Below are 20,069 nucleotides of genomic sequence, written 5' to 3' on the forward strand. Positions count from 1 at the left end.
AGAGCAAGACAAAGAGCAAGACAAAGAGCAAGACAAAGAGCAAGACAAAGAGCAAGACAAAGAGCAAGACAAAGAGCAAGACAAAGAGCAAGGTAACAGGGTAACGAGGTAACGGGGCAACAAGCAAGGCAACGAGACAAAGAACAATAGTTATCGAAAAGGGAAAACTTACTGTCGACCGGGCAGTGGGTTTTCCCTTTTTACTCAAAATAAGAATAAATCCCTCTTTGCCCGGGGAAGTAATAGGTAAACTGAAAACTCAAAATTTTTAAGCATGTTCGCCACGAAAGGACAATAGTTTACTCGGGGAAGCCGCTGCTGCATTTGCTCTCTCTTATCCTTGACAGCCTATAGGCCCTTTGCTAAGATGGCAATAATATATTTTCGTAAGCGGCGTTTTCAGTCCTTTCAGATCGCATAATATAAGGAAATTTGACCAACCAAGGAATACAAAACAAGGAGGAAGTTTCAAGGTGTGGGAGAGTAAATTCGATAAGGAAGGTTTAACGTTTGACGATGTTTTGCTGGTGCCCCGCAAGTCCGAGGTTTTGCCCAAAGAAGTCGATGTGTCCACGAGATTGAGCGACAACGTGAAGCTGAACATTCCTTTGATCAGCGCAGGCATGGATACCGTAACGGAGGCGGTTCTCGCGATTGCGATCGCCCGTGAAGGCGGCATTGGCATTATTCATAAAAATATGACGGTTGAACAGCAAGCGGAGGAAGTGGACCGGGTAAAACGTTCCGAAAGCGGCGTTATCACGAATCCGTTCTCGCTGACTCCGGATCATTTGGTTTCCGACGCCGAGCAGGTTATGGGGAAATTCCGCATCTCCGGCGTGCCGATCGTAAACGAAGAAAATACGCTGGTCGGGATTCTCACCAACCGCGATCTTCGGTTCGTCCATGATTACAACATCAAAATCAGCGATGTCATGACGAGAGAAAATCTGGTGACGGCTCCGGTTGGAACCACCCTGCAGGAAGCTGAAGTTATTTTGCAGAAGCATAAGATTGAGAAGCTGCCTTTGGTGGACGAGCAGAATCACCTTAAAGGGCTTATTACCATAAAAGATATCGAAAAAGCGATCCAGTTCCCGCATGCGGCGAAGGATAAGCAAGGCCGTTTGTTGGTAGGAGCTGCCGTGGGGATTTCCAAAGACACCTTTGAACGCACCGAAGCGCTCGTAAAAGCCGGGGTCGATTTGATTACGGTCGATTCGGCGCATGGCCATCACATCAATATTATTGAGGCCGTAGCGGAGCTTCGCAGACGTTATCCGGATCTTACGATTGTGGCCGGCAACGTGGCTACCGGTGAAGCGACACGGGCGTTGATCGAAGCCGGGGCTTCCGTCGTAAAAGTCGGAATCGGGCCGGGGTCGATTTGTACGACTCGCGTCATTGCCGGGATCGGCGTGCCGCAAATTACCGCGATATATGACTGTGCAACAGTGGCTCGCGAATACGGTGTGCCGATCATTGCCGACGGCGGTATCAAATACTCGGGCGAAATCACCAAGTCAATCGCTGCGGGCGGTCATGCCGTGATGCTGGGAAGCTTGTTCGCCGGTACGGAAGAAAGCCCGGGCGAATCGGAAATCTATCAGGGCCGTCGCTATAAGGTATACAGAGGCATGGGTTCAATGGCCGCCATGAAGCAAGGAAGTAAAGACCGTTATTTCCAAGACGACGACAAGAAGCTGGTACCGGAAGGGATCGAGGGCCGGGTAGCCTACAAAGGACCTTTGTCCGATACGATTCATCAGCTCATCGGCGGACTTCGTTCCGGTATGGGGTACTGTGGCACAAAAACGCTGGACGAGCTTCGCAACGATACGCAGTTCATCCGCATTACGGGCGCCGGACTTCGTGAAAGCCATCCGCATGATGTGCAGATCACGAAAGAAGCTCCAAACTACTCGCTGTAAATTAACGATCCATTCATAAATATTCCATTCTATGGCAGGGCGATTTCCGTCCTGCTTGTCTTTTTTTGCGGTATGCCCTGTGATAGAATAGAAAAAGTAAATGAAAGACAATATGAGGGGAGCTTTATGGCATTGAAACTCACAAAGACTGATCGTGCTACTACAACAACGAAATGGCGTTCCTTGCGTAAAGGTGCGGCTTCCGTTTTGGTTCTGAACATGCTCTGTTTCTCCCTGGTTCCGACCATGGCGCTTGCTGAAGGCCAGACACAATCCGCTACGACAAATACGACAGCCAATGCGCAAGCTGGAACAACCACACTGCCTTCCGCCCAGTCCTTGGGATTAAAAGTCCGGTCTGCGATACTGCTGGAGCCGGTTTCCGGGCAAGTTCTCCTGAATGTGAACGGAGACGAACCGTTGCCTCCGGCCAGTATGACCAAAATGATGACCGAATATATCGTTGCCGATCTCGTGAAGCAAGGCAAATTTAAATGGGGCGACGTAGTAACGGTTGGAAAAAATGCTGCCGAAACGATCGGTTCGCGTATTTTTCTCGCCGAAGGAGATCAGCACACTGTAGAGGATTTGTACACCGCGATGGCGATTGCTTCAGCCAATGACGCTACGGTGGCACTGGCCGAATATGCTGCGGGTTCCGAGCAAGCTTTTGTAAAAATGATGAATGATGAAGCCAAGCGGATGGGGATGAAAACCGCCCACTTTGCCAATGCAACCGGCCTGGATATCGCCGATATGCCGGAGGAATTCCGCACGCAGGATGGGAAAGAAACCGTCATGTCCGCCCTTGATGCAGCGATTCTCGCTAAATATATCGTAACGGATCATCCCGATTTCAATCGTTTTACGACGATTCAAAGCAAGAAGTTCCGTCCGACGGACCGTGAACCGATGGTCAATCTGGACTGGATGCTGGAGGCCAACAAAAGCATCACTAACTTCAAACAATATGCGTACGATGGGCTTGACGGGCTTAAAACGGGGCATACCACAAATGCGGGCAACTGTTTTACGGGCACGGCCGTGCGTAATGGGATGCGCCTAATCAGCGTTGTTATGGGCACGACTACGGAATCTGCCCGTTTCGTAGAAACGCGCAAAGTGCTGGATTATGGCTTTAACAATTTTGAGACCAAACAAATCGTTCCTCCGAAAACAACGGTGACCGGCAACGAGACCGTTACGGTGAAGAAGGCGAAAAATACCGAAATTCCGGTTGTGACCGATCAAGCCGTCAGCTTTGTTGTGCCAAAAGGTGTGGATACCAGCAAGGTACAAGCCAAAGTAACGCTGGTGGACGCAGGAAGCCTGACCGCTCCGCTGAAGCAGGGCTCAAAGGTCGGTACGGTGGCGTATTCCTTCAAAGCTCCGGGAACGGATCAAACACTGCAAAAAACCGTGAACCTGATTACGTCGGAAGATGCGGAAAAAGCAGGATGGTTCAAGCTGTTTATGAGAGCCGTCGGCGATTTCTTTAAAGACCTGTTTAACGGAATTAAAAATCTTTTCTAAAGGTGTGGAACGCATAAATTCCGAGTAAACGGGTTGTATATTTAAAGCGAATATTGTAAAATATCAAGTTAGATTATTGTCGGGAGGCGTAGACATGGAAACAGGAACATCGCGTGTAAAAAGAGGCATGGCCGAAATGCAAAAAGGCGGCGTCATTATGGACGTTATGAATGCGGAGCAGGCTAAAATCGCCGAAGCGGCCGGAGCAACCGCCGTTATGGCATTGGAACGTGTCCCATCTGATATTCGGGCAGCCGGAGGCGTAGCTCGTATGGCGGATCCTACAATTATAGAGGAAGTTATGAAAGTCGTCTCCATCCCGGTTATGGCTAAGGCCCGGATCGGACATTACGTAGAGGCGAAAGTTCTGGAATCTCTTGGGGTAGACTATCTGGATGAGAGCGAAGTGCTCACTCCGGCGGACGAAGTATTCCATATCGACAAACGGGAATTCACCGTACCGTTCGTGTGCGGCGCCAAGGATCTTGGCGAAGCGCTTCGCCGCATCAGCGAAGGCGCGTCGATGATCCGCACCAAAGGCGAGCCGGGAACCGGAAATATCGTGGAGGCCGTTCGTCATATGCGCTTGATCAACAGCCAAATCCGCAAGGTACAGAACTTGTCCAAAGACGAGCTGTATGCGGAAGCCAAAAACTTGGGCGTCGCTTATGATCTTCTTCTGGAAGTGCATGAAAACGGCAAACTGCCGGTGGTTAATTTCGCCGCAGGCGGCGTAGCCACTCCGTCCGACGCTGCGCTGATGATGCATCTTGGCGCAGATGGCGTATTCGTCGGCTCCGGGATTTTCAAATCGGATAGCCCTGAGAAATTCGCCCGTGCGATTGTAGAAGCTACAACGCACTACACGGATTATAAATTGATCGCCGAAGTATCCAAAAACTTGGGTACGCCGATGAAAGGCATCGAAATTTCCAAGCTGTCGCCGGCTGAACGCATGTCCGACCGCGGTTGGTAAGAATCGGCCAGTATTAGCGAATAAACGAAAGAAATAGCTGATTATCTACCCCGGCTGATCCGTGAGGATCGCCGGGGTACACCAGTTAGGCTTGTCTAGAGAAAGAAGGTTTGTCATGAGAGTGGGAGTGTTGGCGTTGCAGGGCGCCGTAGCGGAACATATTCGAAGCATTGAGCTCGCCGGAGCCGAGGGAGTCGCTGTGAAGCGTCCCGAGCAGCTTGCCGAGATAGACGGTTTGATCATTCCCGGCGGCGAGAGCACGACGATCGGCAAGCTGATGAGAAAATACGGATTTATTGATGCATTGAGAGATTTCTCGGGACAAAGGAAGCCGATCTTTGGAACCTGCGCCGGCTTGATTGTACTGGCGAATAAAATTGAAGGCGGGGAAGAACCTCACCTTGCTTTAATGAATATCTCCGTATCGCGCAATGCTTTTGGGCGCCAGCGGGAGAGCTTTGAGACCGATCTGCAGGTCAAGGGGCTGGATGAGCCGGTCCGCGCCGTATTTATTCGCGCGCCTTTGATCACGGCCGTAGGGACCGGGGTTGACGTGCTCTCTACCTATCAGGAAGAGATCGTGGCCGCACGCGAAGGTCATTTGCTCGTTTCATCGTTTCATCCCGAGCTGACGGATGATTTCTCGCTGCATTCCTATTTTGTCGAGATGATCAAATCGGCCCGATAATAAAGGCTTTACATAAGGTTTTTCAGAAAGGGACGGTTCGTCCTGTTAAGGACGGCATTGCCGAGTGAACTTGAATTCCAAGTTTCCGGCGTTTCCCGTGCGGCTCGCTTGCTTTCACAAGTCAGCAGGTCTGCCAAGGGATGATTCTAGGAGGGACTATCATGTTGGATGTTAAAGTATTGCGAAATGATTATGCACGCGTTGAACAAGCATTGAAGAACCGGAAGAAATCGCTGGATTTGATCTCCGGTTTTCCACCGCTGGACGAGAAGCGCCGGGAATTGCTTCAAGAAAGCGAATCGCTGAAGAACCGCCGCAACACGGTATCCGCGGAAGTGGCCCAGCGAAAGAAAAACAAGGAAAACGCCGATGAATTGATTATCGAAATGCGTGAGGTTGGAGACCGGATCAAGGAGCTTGACGAGGAAGTCAGGGCGCTTGAGGTTCAAATTGACGAAATGATGCTGGCAATCCCCAATATTCCAAGCTCAACCGTACCGGTTGGAGCTTCGGAGGACGAGAATGTGGAAGTGCGCCGCTGGAGCGAGCCGAAATCATTCTCTTTTGCTCCAAAAGCCCATTGGGATATAGCGGGCGATCTGGACATTTTGGATTTTGAAGCGGCAGCGAAGGTTACCGGATCGCGGTTTACATTCTATAAAGGGCTGGGAGCCCGGCTGGAGCGGGCGCTGATCAACTTCATGATGGATCTCCACAGCAACGAGCATGGATATGAAGAAATGCTGCCGCCGTACATCGTCAATCGTGACAGCTTGTACGGAACGGGCCAGCTCCCGAAGTTCGAAGAGGACCTGTTCAAGCTGAAGGACAGCGACTATTACCTGATTCCGACGGCGGAGGTTCCGGTAACGAACTATCATCGCGATGAAATTTTGAACGCCGAGGATTTACCTAAATATTACGTAGCGTACAGTTCTTGCTTCCGTTCCGAAGCCGGGGCGTCCGGTCGCGATACGCGCGGCTTGATCCGCCAGCATCAATTCAACAAGGTGGAAATGATCAAAATCGTTCATCCGGAAACCTCGTATGATGAGCTTGAAAAAATGACTACCAACGCGGAACGCGTATTGCAGTTGCTGGGCCTGCCTTACCGCGTGCTGGCTTTGTGTACGGGCGATCTTGGTTTTACGGCCGCCAAAACCTATGACCTCGAAGTTTGGCTGCCGGAGAGCGGCATGTATCGCGAAATTTCCTCTTGTTCGAACGTAGAGGACTTCCAAGCACGCCGGGCGAACATCCGGTTCCGTCCCGAACCGAAGGCAAAACCTGAATTCGTGCATACGCTGAACGGTTCCGGCCTGGCGGTTGGGCGTACGGTCGCGGCGATTTTGGAGAACTACCAGCTCGAAGACGGCAGCGTGGAAATCCCTGAAGTTCTGCGTCCGTACATGGGCAATGTGCAGAAAATTACCAAACGGAAATAGCTTGCGAAGCCGCAGGCGATATGGTAGAATCTGATTTGTTACGCCAATCAGGTTCGCCTTTGGAGAGGTACCGAAGCGGTCATAACGGGGCGGTCTTGAAAACCGTTAGGGTGCAAGCCCACGTGGGTTCGAATCCCACCCTCTCCGTTTAATTTATAAGGTATAAGGACTTAAACCTTCGAGGTTTATAGTCCTTTTCTTTTTTATTTTAAAGGCCGTATTTTCAAAATCCAAAAATTTGATATGATAAATGCAAACGATTTATATTTGTGAGGATACTGCGATGCCGTTATTATTCATTGTGTTTTTGGCTGTCGGTATTTTTACCATTGCCGTTTTAGTTGTATTTATATTTGCAATCCTGCAGTTGAGAAAATCAAACGTATACAAAGTTTTGGCCGTCGTTACCGGTAGCTATCTGCTCGTTCTGATGGTTTTTTTTACATGGAGAATTGCAGATATAACACTATCTCCGACAGCAATCTCTAATGACGGCAGGACTTTTGTTTTTGAAGGCCACCGTTATGCCCCTGCCGGCAGCTCTGAAGGATTTCCGTACGGTCAGAATATAAAAAGGATTGCTCTGCTTAAATATCCGACCGAATCCAATGTAACGGATTTAATAAATAATATATTTTTTCCGTCAAGTCTTTACTCGGAGAGCGGCGATTTTGAAAAAAACGTGCTTTGGGAAAGAGGTCTTATGCTCGAGATAAAATACCGAAGAATGGAATGAGTAAGTACGGAATAATCGGCCTCGAAATGCTTGTATCGGATCTAGCTGGAGGCTGTTCTCATTTTTGTATAATACGGCGGCGTTCATCACACATTAATCCCAGCAGTCAAATTGACGTTTAAGGGAGGGCTTATTTCTCATGACGAAGCCTAAGTCATATACCACGCCGGGAACCGAAAGGGGCTCGGGCGAGCGCCGGGAACATGACCACCGCGGTCCTGAGCCGTTGTCCGGCTCCAAAAAGGTCAAGAACCAAAATCATGTCAGCCACAACAATCCGGAAGGAAGCTAGGAAGCGGATGTCCGAAAATCGCATAAATTTGCATGCCTCAGCCTGCCGCTGAGGTTTTTTTGCTTAATTTTGAATAAAGCAAGACATCAAGCCAAGATAATGTCATAATAAATGTAGGGTGTCCATAGCAGGAAACTGTATTTTTATGAAACGGAGCGATGAAAGAAAAACAATAACCTACCGGAAAGGATCGTGATGCTTTTGAACGCGGTTAATTCTAACTCTTTTCCTATGCCCCCGGCTTCTTCTCCTCAGCAGGCCCGTCAGCATAAACAGCGGCCTTTTAAAAGTACCATCTTTAGAGCTCTATTTATAATGATTGGAGCCATTCTCGTTTCCGTTGCGCTGGAGTTATTTCTGGTCCCGAACATGATCACCGATGGTGGCATCACCGGCATTTCGGTCATGACCTCTTACTTATCAAGTCTGCCCCTGGGTATCTTTTTGTTTTTGTTCAATCTCCCTTTTCTGATTATCGGATATAAGCAAATCGGCAAAACGTTCGCGATTTCCACCCTGCTAGGCATCACGGTCATGTCCATCGGTACGGCGCTGCTGCACCCGGTGGAGGCTTTTGTTCATGATACGCTGCTCGCTTTTGTATTCGGCGGCATTTTGCTTGGCCTGGGAACCGGGATTGTCATTCGTTTCGGGGGATCCCTGGACGGCACCGAGATTGTAGCTATTCTGATTTCGCGCAAGACCGTTTTTTCCGTCGGAGAAATTATTATGTTTTTTAACTTCTTTATCCTGCTCAGCGCCGGGTTTGTGTTTACCTGGGAGCGGGCCTTGTTCTCTCTGCTTGCTTACTATATTGCTTTCAAGACGATCGACATCGTTGTTGACGGTTTGAACGAATCGAAATCGGTGTGGATCATCAGCGACCAGATCGATGAGATCGGGGATGCCATTTTGAGCCGTTTGGGCCGTGGCGTGACGTATTTGTCGGGAGAAGGCGGCTTCTCCGGGGATCCGAAAAAAGTGATCTTTTGCGTAATTACCCGTTTGGAGGAAGCCAAGCTGAAAGAGATCGTCAACCATTACGATGAAAATGCATTTTTGGCCGTAGGAAATATCCATGATGTTAAGGGTGGACGTTTCAAGAAAAAGGCAATCCATTAATTTTTGCGAAATGCCCCAGATCCCTTCCAAATGGTTTATGATATGTAAAGGGTCATAAAAATTGCTATATAAGTTGAACTAAGGATTTAGGACGGAAATATTTCCCGTTTTTTGCAAGGCTGCTTTTCCTTTGTTCAACTTATGTAACTGTACAACTGGGGAGAGGAAAGTTTATATGCCTAAAAGGCTCTTCGTGTCTGGGCTTCTGGTGCTCATGTCGGCGATTCTCGTTTTGTCCGGCTGCAGCTCCAAGAAAGAACCCAAACAAGCTTTAAGCAGTGCCGCCGCTCATGCGGCAGAGATGAAGTCGTATGTGTTGCACAATCAGGTCAAAATCTCCGATTTCAGCTTGGAGTCCGCTGAGACCGTGACCGAACCCGGGGCATCGAATATGGGCGCCGTGCTGTCCATGCTGAAAAACGCGGAAATCAATGTGGATCAGATTTATCAAAAAGACCCGATGCAGACGGAAGCGAAGCTTGAGATCAAGCTGGCCGGCGATGTCGCGACCACTATAACGATCCCGTTCGTGATGACGGCGGAGAAGCTGTACGTGAAAATCCCGAGCATTCCGTTTCTTCCTTTGCCGGAAGGGATTGTCGGGAAGTTTCTCGAGTTGGATCTAGGTGAGCTTGCGAAGCAGAACGGCGGGACGTTTAACCCGGATCTACTCAATCCGGATAAAACGAAGAAGCTGACTTCGGAGTTAACGAATGCGGTGCTTGGCGAATACGACTCGGATAAATATTTTAAAACTATCGATCCGAAAGACGCAGATCTGCCGGATGGCTTGAAAGCGAAGCAGGTCATTCAGTTCAATGTGACGAATGAAACGATGAAGGACGCGGCGGCGATCCTTGTCAACCAGGCGCTTCCGAAGGTGCTGGATATTCTCGGCAAAGAAGAGTACCGCTCCATGCTGCAACTGAAACCCGAGGATATCGAAAAGGCGAAGAAGGACCTGCAAGCCGGCGGTTCCGACCCGTTTGGCCAGACGCTGAATAAGCTGAAGGAGAATTTGCAGATCCATCAGTTCACCGCAACGACGGCGGTGGATGCGAACGATTATCCGGCTTACCAGGACTTGATCGCCAATGTGGAAATGACCGATCCGGGTACGAAGGACAAGATGAAGCTGTCGCTGCAAATGAAGAGTACCCTTAGCCAGATCAACGAAAAGGTTTCGTTTGATATCGGTATTCCGTCCAAGCCGGACACCCTAACGCTGGACGAATTCGAGCAGCAAATGGCTGGTATGGGATACTAAAAATAAGCCAGAAGAAGAAAACCTCCAAGATCACGATTCTTGTGATTTTGGAGGTTTTTCGGTATTTTTGCGCAAGCAGCGGAAAAACAGAGTCAGCAGGGAGGCGCATTCTTCCTGCAGAACGCCGGCGGTAATTTCCGTCCGGTGATTAAAGCGGGGCTCCTGCAGCAGATTCATCAGCGTACCTGCGCATCCCGCTTTCGGGTCGGGAGCTCCGTAGATGACGTGAGGCACCCGGCATTGAACGATCGCCCCGGCGCACATGGGACAAGGCTCCAGCGTGACGTAGAGGCGACAGTGCAGCAGCCTCCAGGCGCCGAGGGCCTCGCTAGCTTCGCGGATGGCGATCATTTCCGCGTGTGCGGTTCCATCGCGGGAGCTTTCCCGTAAATTGTACCCTCGGCCAACAATTTCGTCTCCATAGACAATCACGGCCCCGATCGGGACTTCGCCGATAGATTCCGCCTTTTTGGCTTCAAGAATCGCTTCGTTCATCCAATGCTCATGAGAAAAAGAAGAAACCGGCGGCTCCGGGATAAAAGGGAGAGGCATGTATAAATTTTCAGCTCCTTCGGTTAATATTCACAGGGATTGTCCAACGAACAAGCATTCGTTGTTAACATGATGTGGGTAACATTGTGTATAACCAGTCACTTATCCCCATTGTTATACACATATTAGACGTAAAGAATGTTAGTATGTTCACAATCTGTGAATAACTTATTCGCGTAAGCCAATAAGAATTAGGTATTTTTACTTATTGTAGGGAAGTGAACTGGGAATTTCAACGTCTTTGCAAAACTTGTCGTAAAAGGTATGATGAGAGTGTGAATTGAGGTTCTACCAAAAATAGTAAAATTATAGCCTTCAAGGTGGGAAGCACTTGACTATAAAAACCAAATTAGCGGTTATTATCGCTGCTTTTGCCTTAATCGTGCTGGCTCTGAATATGACGCTTAGTTATTTTTTTACTTTGGATAATTTGCGAAACGAGAGCGAAGCGAACATGATGCTAACGGCGAAGCACATCGCTTTTTCTGTCGAACAAAGTCGATCCGTATACCAATATGTCAAATTAACCTTTGGCAGCGGGGATATGACGGAAGGCATTTTAAACATGACCAGTCCGGAAAAAATCGCCCGGGAAACGCTGAATGCGAACAGCAGCCTTCTGGAGATTACGGGCATCGATCCGGAGACCTTTGGCGCTAGAAAACAGTTGGTGTTTGGAACCTATCAGTTTAACGACGACAAGGTGGTTATTGAGGCATCACGGAAAGCGCTTGCTAAAAACATCAGCCTGCTATATGACACAAAAATAGATGGTCGGCATGTTTTGCAAAGCTTTGTTCCCATCCGTCCGGAAAACCAGGATCCCTACGTTATACGAATTATTTCAAGCTATTCGCCGATCGCGTCGGCCGTTTCAAAGCATCTGGCGTATGAAGCCGCGATTTCGATTGTTTTTCTTGTGATCGTTTTATCTGCCAGCTATGTGATTGCAGGGTGGTTGCTGCGCCCTGTTCAAAATATATTTTCCCGGGTAAGCCAATTATCCTCCGATCAATTTGAACAAACGTTCCAGCTTGACCGTAAGGACGAGCTTGGCGTGTTGGCGCGGCAGATTAATGCCATTGCGGATAAATTGGGCAAGCGCGCGCAGGAGATCAAGCGAAAAAACGAGGAGAACCTGTCGATGAAGGAGTTTCTGGAATCGATCATCAATCAGACTGCGGATGCGATCCACATCACGGATCTGGACGGCAAAGTCCTGCAGGTGAATGCGGCTTTCGAAAGTTTGTACGGATGGAGAAGCCAAGAGATCATCGGTTCCGTCCTTGATATTTTTCCTCACTATGAGGAGGAGGAATTTCCGGAAAGCGCCCGGAAAGGGGGATTGGACGTGTCCGATCCGCTATTGACCGAGACGGTGCGAAAGCGCAAGGATGGCAGTCTGGTTGAGGTCAGCATCAGCGTGTCTCCAATCTATGACCAAAGCGGGAGAATTACCGCTTATATCAGCATTTCCCGTGACATGACGGAGCATAATCGCATGGACGAGCTCCTTCGGCGTTCGGAAAAATTGACGACGGTAGGACAGCTGGCGGCAGGGGTCGCGCATGAGATTCGCAATCCGCTGACCACGCTGCGGGGATTCCTGCAGATACAGCAGCATGCCAAAACCGTGAATTCCATGCACACAGGGGTGATGCTCTCCGAGCTGGACCGGATCAATTTGATCGTCAGCGAATTTTTGATCTTGGCCAAACCTCAAGCCGTTCAGTTTCTGACAAAGGACATTCGGTTCACGCTGGGAGATGTCATTTCTTTACTGGACAGCGAGGCTCATTTGCGCAACATTGAATTTGAAGTTCATTTCGCCAAGACGCCAATTTGGGTACACTGTGAAGAGAACCAAATAAAGCAGGTGTTCATTAACGTACTTAAAAATGCGATGGAGGCCATGCCCGGCGGCGGAACGATCCATCTGCAAATGAAAGAGGAGGAGCACGACCAGGCAGTGCTTCAGGTTATTGATGAAGGCGAGGGTATCCCGAAGGACAGATTGCAGAGGCTTGGCGAGCCGTTTTTTACGAACAAGGAGAAAGGCACCGGGCTGGGACTTATGGTAAGCCAGCGAATCATTGAAAGCCATCGGGGTACGATGAAGTTTGCCAGTGAGCTCGGAAAGGGAACCGTGGTCACCATAACATTGCCGAGTGTTTCTCCGGAAGAGCCTGAACAAGATAACGGGGTGGAAATACATAATGAGAATCAATAAATTCATTAGCGAAACCGGTTTTTGCTCCAGACGCGAAGCGGATAAGCTGGTGGAGCAGGGGAAAGTGACGATCAACGGCGTCACAGCTCTTCTGGGCAGCCAAGCTGAGCCCGGGGACGATGTCAGGGTCAACGGAAGGCCCATCGAGACAAAGCGGTCTCAGCACGTATATATCGCGCTTAACAAGCCGGTTGGAATTACCAGCACGACAGAGCAGCACATCAAGGGGAATATCGTCGATTTTGTCGGACATGAAGAACGGATTTTTCCGATCGGGCGCCTGGACAAGGATTCGGAAGGATTGATTCTGTTGACCAGCGATGGAGATATCGTCAACAAAATCCTGCGTGCGGAAGGCAAGCATGAAAAGGAGTATATAGTAACGGCCGACAAACCGTTAACGCCTTCCTTCTTGAAGGCTATGAGCGAAGGTGTAAAGATCTTGGGTGAGAAGACGCTGCCCTGTGAGGTGACCCGTGTTGCGGAGCGTGTGTTCCGGATCATTCTTACGGAAGGGAAAAACCGCCAGATTCGCCGGATGTGCAGCGCCCTCGGGTATGAAGTGCGGAAGCTGCAGCGCGTCCGTATTATGAATATCCGTTTGGGCAATCAGAAAATCGGAACCTGGCGGGATTTGACGGAGCAGGAGAAACGCGAGCTGGGTCAGGCTCTGAATTATACTCTCTATTAAAATCGGTATTCACGCACGGCCGCTAAGTATAAGAAAGGCCCTCACTCTACGGTGAGGGCCTTTTATGGTGAAATATTAGCGCGCTGTGGTTGCGCCAAGCTGTTGTTGATTGCTGCTATCCTGATATTTCCGGATGATGGATACCTCAACCCGGCGGTTTTGGGCGCGTCCCGTCGCGGTGGCATTACTGGCGACAGGATGGTATTCGCCGTAGCCGCTGTTGCTGAACTTCTTGGGATCCAGATTGGTATTGAGCAGCAGAATCTTCATGAAGTTAAGGGCCCGGGCCGAGCTCAAATCCCAGTTGGAGGAGAACTTGTTGTTGGAAATCGGGATATTGTCGGTGTGGCCGGAAACGATGACTTCATAATCCGGGAATTGCTGGAGCATCGCCGAGATGGCTTTGGCGAGTATCCGGGCGTCCGGCTTCACTTCTGCTTCTCCCGAAGGGAACAAGGCTTTGTCGCTGATTGTGATCATGAGCTGGGATTGATTCAATTTCGTATCCAGCTCGTCGGTCAGGCCGTTGTTTTTGATATAATTGTCGAGCTGCTTTTTGAGGGCCTCCAAGCTTTCCTGCTCTTTACGCATCAGTTCGCTTTTATTGTTCATGGCGCCGTCAGAAGAGGGCTTTGGAATTTGTTTATCACTGATCGAATTTTTGGTGTTGCTGTTCATGGAGTTTTGATCCAGAACACCCATACCTCCGGTCAGCACGCTGTTAAACGCTTCGCTCATTTCCTCGAATTTGTTCGCATCAATGGTACTCATCCCGAACAGTACGATAAAAAGCGCCAACAGCAAAGTCATCAAGTCAGAATAAGGGAGCAGCCAGCTCTCGTCGGAGTGCTCCTCGTGATCCTGGTGCTTATTCTTTTTGCTCACCTTCACCCGCCCCCTTTTCTAGAATTTCCGCACGTTCGGCAGGGGTTAAGAAGACAGCCAGCTTCTGTTGAATGGCAATTGTGGATACGCCGGATTGAATGGATAGAAGACCTTCCACCATCATTAGCCGGATCTCCATTTCTTTCTTGGAGAGACGTTTCAGCTTATTGGCAATCGGATGCCATAAAACATAACCGGTAAATATACCAAAAATCGTAGCGATAAAAGCACCCGAAATCGCATGGGACAACCGTTCGATATCGCTCATGTCCGACAATGCGGCGATCAGGCCCACAACGGCTCCAAGTACCCCGAGCGTCGGCGCGTACATCCCGGCTTGGGCAAAAATGAGCGCACCGGCTTTATGCCGCTCTTCGGTTGCCGCAATATCCTCCGTGAGAACATCCTGGACAAATTCCTGGTCGTTTCCATCAATAATCATGCGCATACCGCCGCGAAGGAAATCATCATTTATTTCTTCTACCTTGGCTTCCAGGGCCAGCAGCCCCTCGCGCCGGGTAATGGTCGCCCATTCCATAAACAGCGTAATGAGTTCCGCCTTGCTGATCATTTTCGGTTTTACGACCGTCATTTTTAGCAATTTAGGGAATTTCTTCAGTTCCGTCATCGGGAAGGCCATGAACAAAGTGGCCGCCGTACCGACGAAGATGATGACGAAGGCTGCAGGGTTGGAAACCAGGCTTGCGATAGGCGCCCCTTTCAGGAACATCCCTACAATAAGCGCTATGAGTCCGAGAATAAGTCCGATAATTGATGAAATTTCCATTGTACACCTCGTCCTTGAGATAAATTGATTCCAATCTTTGGCCAAACCGCATCCTTGCAGATTGACTCCTTTGGTTTTTCCAAAAAAATGATTTATCTACTTTATCGACAGATTTCCGTTTTTTTTTAAGTGGTTTTTTCCGGTATAATAAGATCACAGCCTGAAGAACAGGGTCAAGAAGGGAGATTGTTGCCCGTGGGAGTAAAGCACGGTAGGGACTATGAATATATTCTGGCAGATTTGACGGCCGCAGTCGGCCGCATCTCGGATAGCTACGAATTTTTCGAAATGGAGCAGGAAGATTGGGAACGGTTGTCTGCTGAAGAAAAAAATGAGGTATGGGAGGCGCTGGCCGAGGATCTGTTCTACGGGCTTGGGACGGAACCCGTGATTTCGGTAGGAAGCGCGGTTGTGATTTACGATGCCGAGACGCATCGGATAAATTTCCTTATCGGGGAAGAAGAGCTTACCTCCATCAAGCTGGTTTGATGGCAAACAAAATATTTAATAATAGATGATGTTATAGAGTCTCTTTGGACTAAGGCGCATGAAGATGAGATCAGGGGAATACAATATGTAGCAAAGAGCCCGGCACAACATCAGTGAAACCGTTATCTAAAGGGAGCTCTTGAAGAGAACGGGGAGGAAGAAAAATGCCGTTTACACCGCAGGAAATAGAGGCGCACCTGGAAAAATTGGAAGGATGGGAGCTTGAGGAAGGACGCTGGATTTACCGAAAATATACGTTCTCCAATTTTATGAAAGGGATTGCTTTTGTGGATGAGGTCGCCGCCATTTCGGAGGCGTTTAATCATCACCCTTTTATCACCATTGACCACAAAACCGTGACGCTTCGTTTAACAACTTGGGAGGAAGGCGGAATTACGGCGATAGACATCAAAGAAGCCCAGCAATATAATGAGGCATTTGAAAAAACGCGTTCCGCCGATTGACGGGTCGAGGGCGATTAAATCGATAGCTTGCCAAAAAGCCCGCCAGGAACTTCAGGTTCCCGGCGGGCTTGCTTTGCTTTGCGCCGATGCCGTCATTTTTTCTCGGAGAGCCACATCGCGACGTTAGCAATTTCCTCATCTTTCAAACGATCTTTGAATGAAGGCATCATTCCGCCCTTGCCCTTGGTAATAATTCCATACAATTCGTCAGCCGTCAGCTCCGCTCCGATCTTCTGCAGGTTGGGACCTACCTGTCCCTGCAGCTGGTCTCCATGGCAACTGATGCAGTTCGCCTCAACCGTGGCTTGGGCTTGCTCGGCATTTAAAGTAACTGCGGGCATTTGAGGCTTAGCCTCCTGTTCGGTTTGCTCCCTGCCCGGCAGGGTGAACATCAGCACGACAGCCAAAGCGCATGCCGCGAAAAAAAGTCCGCTCATGATCCACTTTTGCATTCCATCGCCCCTCCATATGTAAGCTACCATTTCCATTATAACGGAACAATATGGTGGATCATAGCCTTTATGTCAAAAATAGCACACAATCAACGAAAAATACTGCCATTAAAGTGCAATTTATCATAGGCGATTTGTCGGTTTGGTCGAATGCAGTTGCGAGCGGCACTTACGCAAGACCGGGATCTCCACGGTAGACCATACAGTAAAAGGGTTTGGATACGCCTCCGGGGGTCATTTTCTCGTATAGGTCGGTGATCGTAAAGCCAGCTTTCTGGTAAGCCCGGATCGCCCGGTTGTTCCAAGTGAGAACCTCCAGATCAACCTCGTGGTCCGGATTTCTGCGAACCGCTTCTTTTACGATTGCGGAAACAAACGCCTTTCCGTGGCCGTGTCCGCATAATTCAGGCTTCATGCCAATTCCTAAGCGTGTTACGCCGGTAAGGGGGAAATATTGGGCGAAACCCGCCATTACTCCGTTCTCGTCTAAAACGGAAACATATTGCTCGGCCCGCAAAACCGGGTTGCCAAACTCCACATCAAGCGCTTTCATTTGCTCCCACGGGAGCCAGCCATAAATATCGTAAGGGGAGTCGTAACGCCAGGTGCAGATTTCCGCGCCATGACTTTCCTCCATGGGAACGACATGAAATTCCGGGATAAACTTATCCATCTTTGCGCCTCCTTCTAATGTAGGAATGCCGTCACTAAGATGAACTCCGTAGAATCTTGTAACCTCACTCTACCGGGAAAAGACGGGCTTGTAAATATTCAATTGAAACACGCAGGAAAACGGTAACCTTTCGCGGGCTTATCTCGTTATATAAGCAGGGAACAAAAAACCGCTCCGATTCCGGCAAGAATCAGGGCGGCTCCAAAATAGAGGGTCAAATAAAGATTCATGAAATCAGTTTGCGGCAAATACGGAAAATTTGTATTGGCTCAGAATTCTTTTCGCTCCAACGTAACGGTTGTTGTAGTAGTTGTTGCTCAGCTTGTCGATGCGGATGCCTTTTGAGGAAGAGGCGTGCGCAAAGCTGCCGTCACCGACGTAGATGCCAACATGGGATACTCCGTTGCCAAGCGTATTGAAGAAGACAAGATCGCCCGCTTTCAAGTTGCTTTTGGCTACCGGCGTTCCTTGCTTGTATTGGGCGGTTGATACGCGAGGAAGCTGAACGCCGATTTTGCTGAACACGTATCTGGTAAATCCGGAGCAATCGAACCCGGCAAGGGTGGTTCCTCCGAATTTGTAAGGTGTGCCGTATACGGATTTGACGACACTGCTCAAAGTAGTCGTAGTCGGTGTGGCCGCAAAGGCACTTCCGGCTCCCATAGTGAACACCAAAGCCAAACTCGTTACCGCTGCTGCAATCGTCTTTCTCATGATGTCTTGCTCCTTCCGAGGCCTGCGAGGTTAGCTTAAGGATTCGGTTGAAGGTTCCCTATGATCCCTTTGGAGCGAGATCAATTCACCCTGATGTGGTTCCCCCGTTTCCCGTGCACCGGGAATTCGGCAGTTTTGTTGTAGTATGTGCACAAAAACAAAGTTACAGCAAAGATTACAAAGTTGTTACTATTGCCTTTGGTTATTCTACCAAACGCGCCCAGCTTTGACAAGTTCGATGCCTGATATTTAAGAAAAAGAAGGCTTAAGTCCTGATTGAAATGGCCGTCAGCCGGGTAATGATTCCTAGATGGGAAATACCAAATAAATAGAAAAAACCCGCAAGAAAATGATCGAAGCATCGAATCACTTTCTTGCGGGTTTCCGGTTCCTGATTATTCTACGTTGTCTTGCTCAGCGGAATCTCCTGTAACGTCTTCATATTTGTCGGTACTCATAACGCGTTTAGCGCCAACATAACGCTCAACATAATACTTTTCGCTTAATTTGCTGATGACTACTCCATTGGAAGAGGAGGCATGAGCAAATTTCCCGTCGCCTACAAATACTCCTACGTGTGAAACGCCTTTGCCGGAAGTGTTAAAGAAAACCAGGTCGCCTGGGATCAACTCATCTTTGGAAACGGCGGTTCCCATTTTGTATTGAGAGCCGGATTGATGAGGAAGCTTGATACCAAGCTTAGAGTACACGTACATCGTAAATCCAGAGCAATCGAAGCCTGCTGTGGTTGTTCCACCGGATACATAGCTGGATCCAAGAGCCGAATCGACTACAGTGTCCAGTTTGGAATCCGCGAAAGCGCTACCAGCTCCAATTGTGAAAAGAATGGCAAAACTTACTGCTGCTGCGGCTAACTGTTTTTTCAAGAAGTTATGCTCCTTCCAATGCCTACGAGGTTAGCTTGAGGATTCGGTTGAAGGTCCCCTATGATTCCTGACTTCGGAATCAATTCACCCAAAATGGTTCCCCCGTTTCCCTGGCGAAGGGAATTCGGCTCTTAGTTCACACCTGAAATTACTAGTTCGTCATTCAGTAGAAGATTCTTGCCAAAGGTGACAAAAATGATTACAAAACTGTTACTGAAATTGTGCTGTTGTTATTGTAACAAATACAGGCATCTTTTGGCAATGGTTAATTAACAAGTTTAAGAGGGCACTTTAACGCACAAGGCCCCCGCGTATCCGCGGAGGCCTTGTGCTTTCAAGGTTTGAAAGTGGTGAAAAAAAATTAACTATTTTGTGACTTGGCTTGCCAGAGCCGATATTGAGAGGTGACTCTCCATATTTTAAACGCGCTGCGAATAAGAGGATAGGATTGCTGCAGAATCAGGGCGAGAAGGCCGGTCCAAATCCAAGAAACCGTGCCGAATAAAGTGAAAAGAACAAGTCCGAAAGCGATGAGAATCAGGGATATGGCGAGACCCTGAAGAAGATGCCTGAAACAAATCAACAGGGAATTCCATACACCGGCTTTGAACAAGTAGCCAAACAATGCGAACAGCAAGGTTTGCCGGATGAACCATCCGTAAGCGAGCCAGCCCAGCACATAGCCGAGGATCGTTAAGGAGGATGGCAGGTCAAGTCCTTTTTGCAGCAGGCCGGGCCACAGAGAGGTCAGCTTTGGAATAATCCAGAGCGAAGGCAGCAAAGTAAGCGCAAGCTCCAGGATATAAAAAAGGACAACCGGCTTCCAGAATTCCTTCATTCCCTGAAAAAGAGGAAGCCCCGTTCCTCTGGCGTCATTTGGAACAAGTCCGTAAAGAATTCCGGCCTGGATTAAGGGGGTCATCAGCAGACGGACCGCAGTCATGCCAATCAGCAGCCAGAAATACAGGCGTACATCCGGGTTGGTGCTTAGCCCGAGCTGTCCTTCGAACAGGAACAGGATCCGGCTGAGCCCGGTGGGCGGCGGGTCAGGGTATCTTTGCAGTACCTGGGTCACTGCGGTGTCGATGAGCCTGTAAAGGAAAATCCCCCACAGCAGCTGGTACAAAAACAGGATGATGACGGAGGGAAACTGGTTCTTCATCAGGCTCCAGCCTTGGCGCACATAGGTCATATCCTTCTCTCCTTAAAGTTTTGTGAGTAGGGTAGTTCAATAATTCATCTTTTGATCACAAAG

Annotated in this window: 21 protein-coding genes, 1 tRNA gene and 2 riboswitches; of the genes, 14 read left to right on the forward strand and 8 right to left on the reverse strand. The window is 49.1% G+C overall.

What is annotated here, in order from left to right; genetic code table 11:
- Positions 1-473 precede the first annotated feature (473 nt).
- The 10 genes from guaB to ACI48K_RS23735 all read left to right on the forward strand — a co-directional run bounded on the left by guaB (position 474) and on the right by ACI48K_RS23735 (position 9,990).
- Positions 474-1,931, forward strand: coding sequence for an IMP dehydrogenase (gene guaB, locus ACI48K_RS23690; RefSeq protein WP_475030109.1), 1,458 nt, complete (start codon positions 474-476; stop codon positions 1,929-1,931).
- 126 nt (positions 1,932-2,057) lie between these two features.
- The gene (locus ACI48K_RS23695; RefSeq protein ID WP_475030110.1) at positions 2,058-3,464 is read left to right on the forward strand and encodes a D-alanyl-D-alanine carboxypeptidase family protein; all 1,407 of its coding nucleotides are present in this window, start codon (positions 2,058-2,060) and stop codon (positions 3,462-3,464) included.
- Positions 3,465-3,558: 94 nt separating this feature from the next.
- Positions 3,559-4,440, forward strand: coding sequence for a pyridoxal 5'-phosphate synthase lyase subunit PdxS (gene pdxS, locus ACI48K_RS23700; RefSeq protein WP_475030111.1), 882 nt, complete (start codon positions 3,559-3,561; stop codon positions 4,438-4,440).
- A gap of 115 nt (positions 4,441-4,555) precedes the next feature.
- Complete coding sequence (pdxT, locus tag ACI48K_RS23705) at positions 4,556-5,128, forward strand: pyridoxal 5'-phosphate synthase glutaminase subunit PdxT (RefSeq protein WP_475030112.1); 573 nt, start codon at positions 4,556-4,558, stop codon at positions 5,126-5,128.
- A gap of 161 nt (positions 5,129-5,289) precedes the next feature.
- The gene (serS, locus tag ACI48K_RS23710) at positions 5,290-6,573 is read left to right on the forward strand and encodes a serine--tRNA ligase (protein ID WP_475030113.1); all 1,284 of its coding nucleotides are present in this window, start codon (positions 5,290-5,292) and stop codon (positions 6,571-6,573) included.
- A gap of 61 nt (positions 6,574-6,634) precedes the next feature.
- Positions 6,635-6,720, forward strand: a tRNA-Ser gene (locus tag ACI48K_RS23715).
- Positions 6,721-6,856: 136 nt separating this feature from the next.
- Entirely contained in the window at positions 6,857-7,309 is a 453-nt protein-coding gene (locus ACI48K_RS23720) for a hypothetical protein (RefSeq protein WP_475030114.1), read from the forward strand.
- A 139-nt stretch (positions 7,310-7,448) separates the two neighbouring features.
- Positions 7,449-7,601: a small acid-soluble spore protein P gene (locus ACI48K_RS23725; RefSeq protein WP_475030115.1), complete on the forward strand. Its 153-nt coding sequence runs from the start codon at positions 7,449-7,451 to the stop codon at positions 7,599-7,601.
- A 315-nt stretch (positions 7,602-7,916) separates the two neighbouring features.
- On the forward strand, positions 7,917-8,723 hold the full coding sequence (locus ACI48K_RS23730) for a YitT family protein (protein WP_475030116.1): 807 nt from the start codon (positions 7,917-7,919) through the stop codon (positions 8,721-8,723).
- Between the two features lie 175 nt (positions 8,724-8,898).
- Complete coding sequence (locus ACI48K_RS23735) at positions 8,899-9,990, forward strand: hypothetical protein (protein WP_475030117.1); 1,092 nt, start codon at positions 8,899-8,901, stop codon at positions 9,988-9,990.
- Between the two features lie 30 nt (positions 9,991-10,020).
- Here ACI48K_RS23735 and tadA read toward each other — a convergent pair whose 3' ends face one another.
- Positions 10,021-10,542: a tRNA adenosine(34) deaminase TadA gene (tadA, locus tag ACI48K_RS23740; RefSeq protein WP_475030118.1), complete on the reverse strand. Its 522-nt coding sequence runs from the start codon at positions 10,540-10,542 to the stop codon at positions 10,021-10,023.
- Between the two features lie 331 nt (positions 10,543-10,873).
- Here tadA and ACI48K_RS23745 point away from each other — a divergent pair, with 331 nt between their 5' ends.
- Both ACI48K_RS23745 and rluF read left to right on the forward strand, forming a co-directional pair.
- Positions 10,874-12,772 carry an ATP-binding protein gene (locus ACI48K_RS23745; protein ID WP_475030119.1) on the forward strand — a complete coding sequence of 633 codons (1,899 nt, stop codon included), beginning with the start codon at positions 10,874-10,876 and terminating at the stop codon, positions 12,770-12,772.
- Positions 12,759-13,463, forward strand: coding sequence for a 23S rRNA pseudouridine(2604) synthase RluF (gene rluF / locus ACI48K_RS23750; protein WP_475030120.1), 705 nt, complete (start codon positions 12,759-12,761; stop codon positions 13,461-13,463). Before ACI48K_RS23745 ends, rluF begins: the two co-directional genes overlap by 14 nt.
- Before the next feature lie 75 nt (positions 13,464-13,538).
- Here rluF and motB read toward each other — a convergent pair whose 3' ends face one another.
- Both motB and motA read right to left on the reverse strand, forming a co-directional pair.
- Positions 13,539-14,348, reverse strand: coding sequence for a flagellar motor protein MotB (gene motB, locus ACI48K_RS23755; RefSeq protein WP_475030121.1), 810 nt, complete (start codon positions 14,346-14,348; stop codon positions 13,539-13,541).
- A complete protein-coding gene (motA, locus tag ACI48K_RS23760; protein ID WP_475030122.1) occupies positions 14,332-15,135 on the reverse strand; it encodes a flagellar motor stator protein MotA in 804 nt (267 codons plus the stop codon). Before motA ends, motB begins: the two co-directional genes overlap by 17 nt.
- A 195-nt stretch (positions 15,136-15,330) precedes the next feature.
- On the opposite strand from motA, the gene ACI48K_RS23765 reads away from it, so the two are divergent.
- Together ACI48K_RS23765 and ACI48K_RS23770 are read left to right on the forward strand one after the other, a co-directional pair.
- Entirely contained in the window at positions 15,331-15,624 is a 294-nt protein-coding gene (locus tag ACI48K_RS23765; RefSeq protein WP_475030123.1) for a hypothetical protein, read from the forward strand.
- Positions 15,625-15,788: 164 nt separating this feature from the next.
- Positions 15,789-16,088 (forward strand): 4a-hydroxytetrahydrobiopterin dehydratase, encoded by a 300-nt coding sequence (locus ACI48K_RS23770; RefSeq protein ID WP_475030124.1) that lies wholly within the window; start codon positions 15,789-15,791, stop codon positions 16,086-16,088.
- Between the two features lie 92 nt (positions 16,089-16,180).
- Here the strand turns inward: ACI48K_RS23770 and ACI48K_RS23775 are convergent, their stop codons facing one another.
- From ACI48K_RS23775 to ACI48K_RS23795, 5 genes are all read right to left on the reverse strand, one after another.
- Positions 16,181-16,540 (reverse strand): c-type cytochrome, encoded by a 360-nt coding sequence (locus ACI48K_RS23775; protein WP_475030125.1) that lies wholly within the window; start codon positions 16,538-16,540, stop codon positions 16,181-16,183.
- 169 nt (positions 16,541-16,709) lie between these two features.
- Positions 16,710-17,213, reverse strand: coding sequence for a GNAT family N-acetyltransferase (locus ACI48K_RS23780; protein ID WP_475030126.1), 504 nt, complete (start codon positions 17,211-17,213; stop codon positions 16,710-16,712).
- 234 nt (positions 17,214-17,447) lie between these two features.
- The gene (locus ACI48K_RS23785) at positions 17,448-17,927 is read right to left on the reverse strand and encodes a C40 family peptidase (protein ID WP_475030127.1); all 480 of its coding nucleotides are present in this window, start codon (positions 17,925-17,927) and stop codon (positions 17,448-17,450) included.
- Between the two features lie 4 nt (positions 17,928-17,931).
- Positions 17,932-18,069, reverse strand: a riboswitch (cyclic di-AMP (ydaO/yuaA leader).
- Positions 18,070-18,322: 253 nt separating this feature from the next.
- A complete protein-coding gene (locus ACI48K_RS23790) occupies positions 18,323-18,814 on the reverse strand; it encodes a C40 family peptidase (protein WP_475030128.1) in 492 nt (163 codons plus the stop codon).
- A 4-nt stretch (positions 18,815-18,818) separates the two neighbouring features.
- Positions 18,819-18,954: riboswitch (cyclic di-AMP (ydaO/yuaA leader) on the reverse strand.
- 221 nt (positions 18,955-19,175) lie between these two features.
- The gene (locus tag ACI48K_RS23795) at positions 19,176-20,006 is read right to left on the reverse strand and encodes a hypothetical protein (RefSeq protein ID WP_475030129.1); all 831 of its coding nucleotides are present in this window, start codon (positions 20,004-20,006) and stop codon (positions 19,176-19,178) included.
- Between the last annotated feature and the right edge of the window lie 63 nt (positions 20,007-20,069).

It is taken from the genome of Paenibacillus terrisolis (assembly GCF_056171975.1).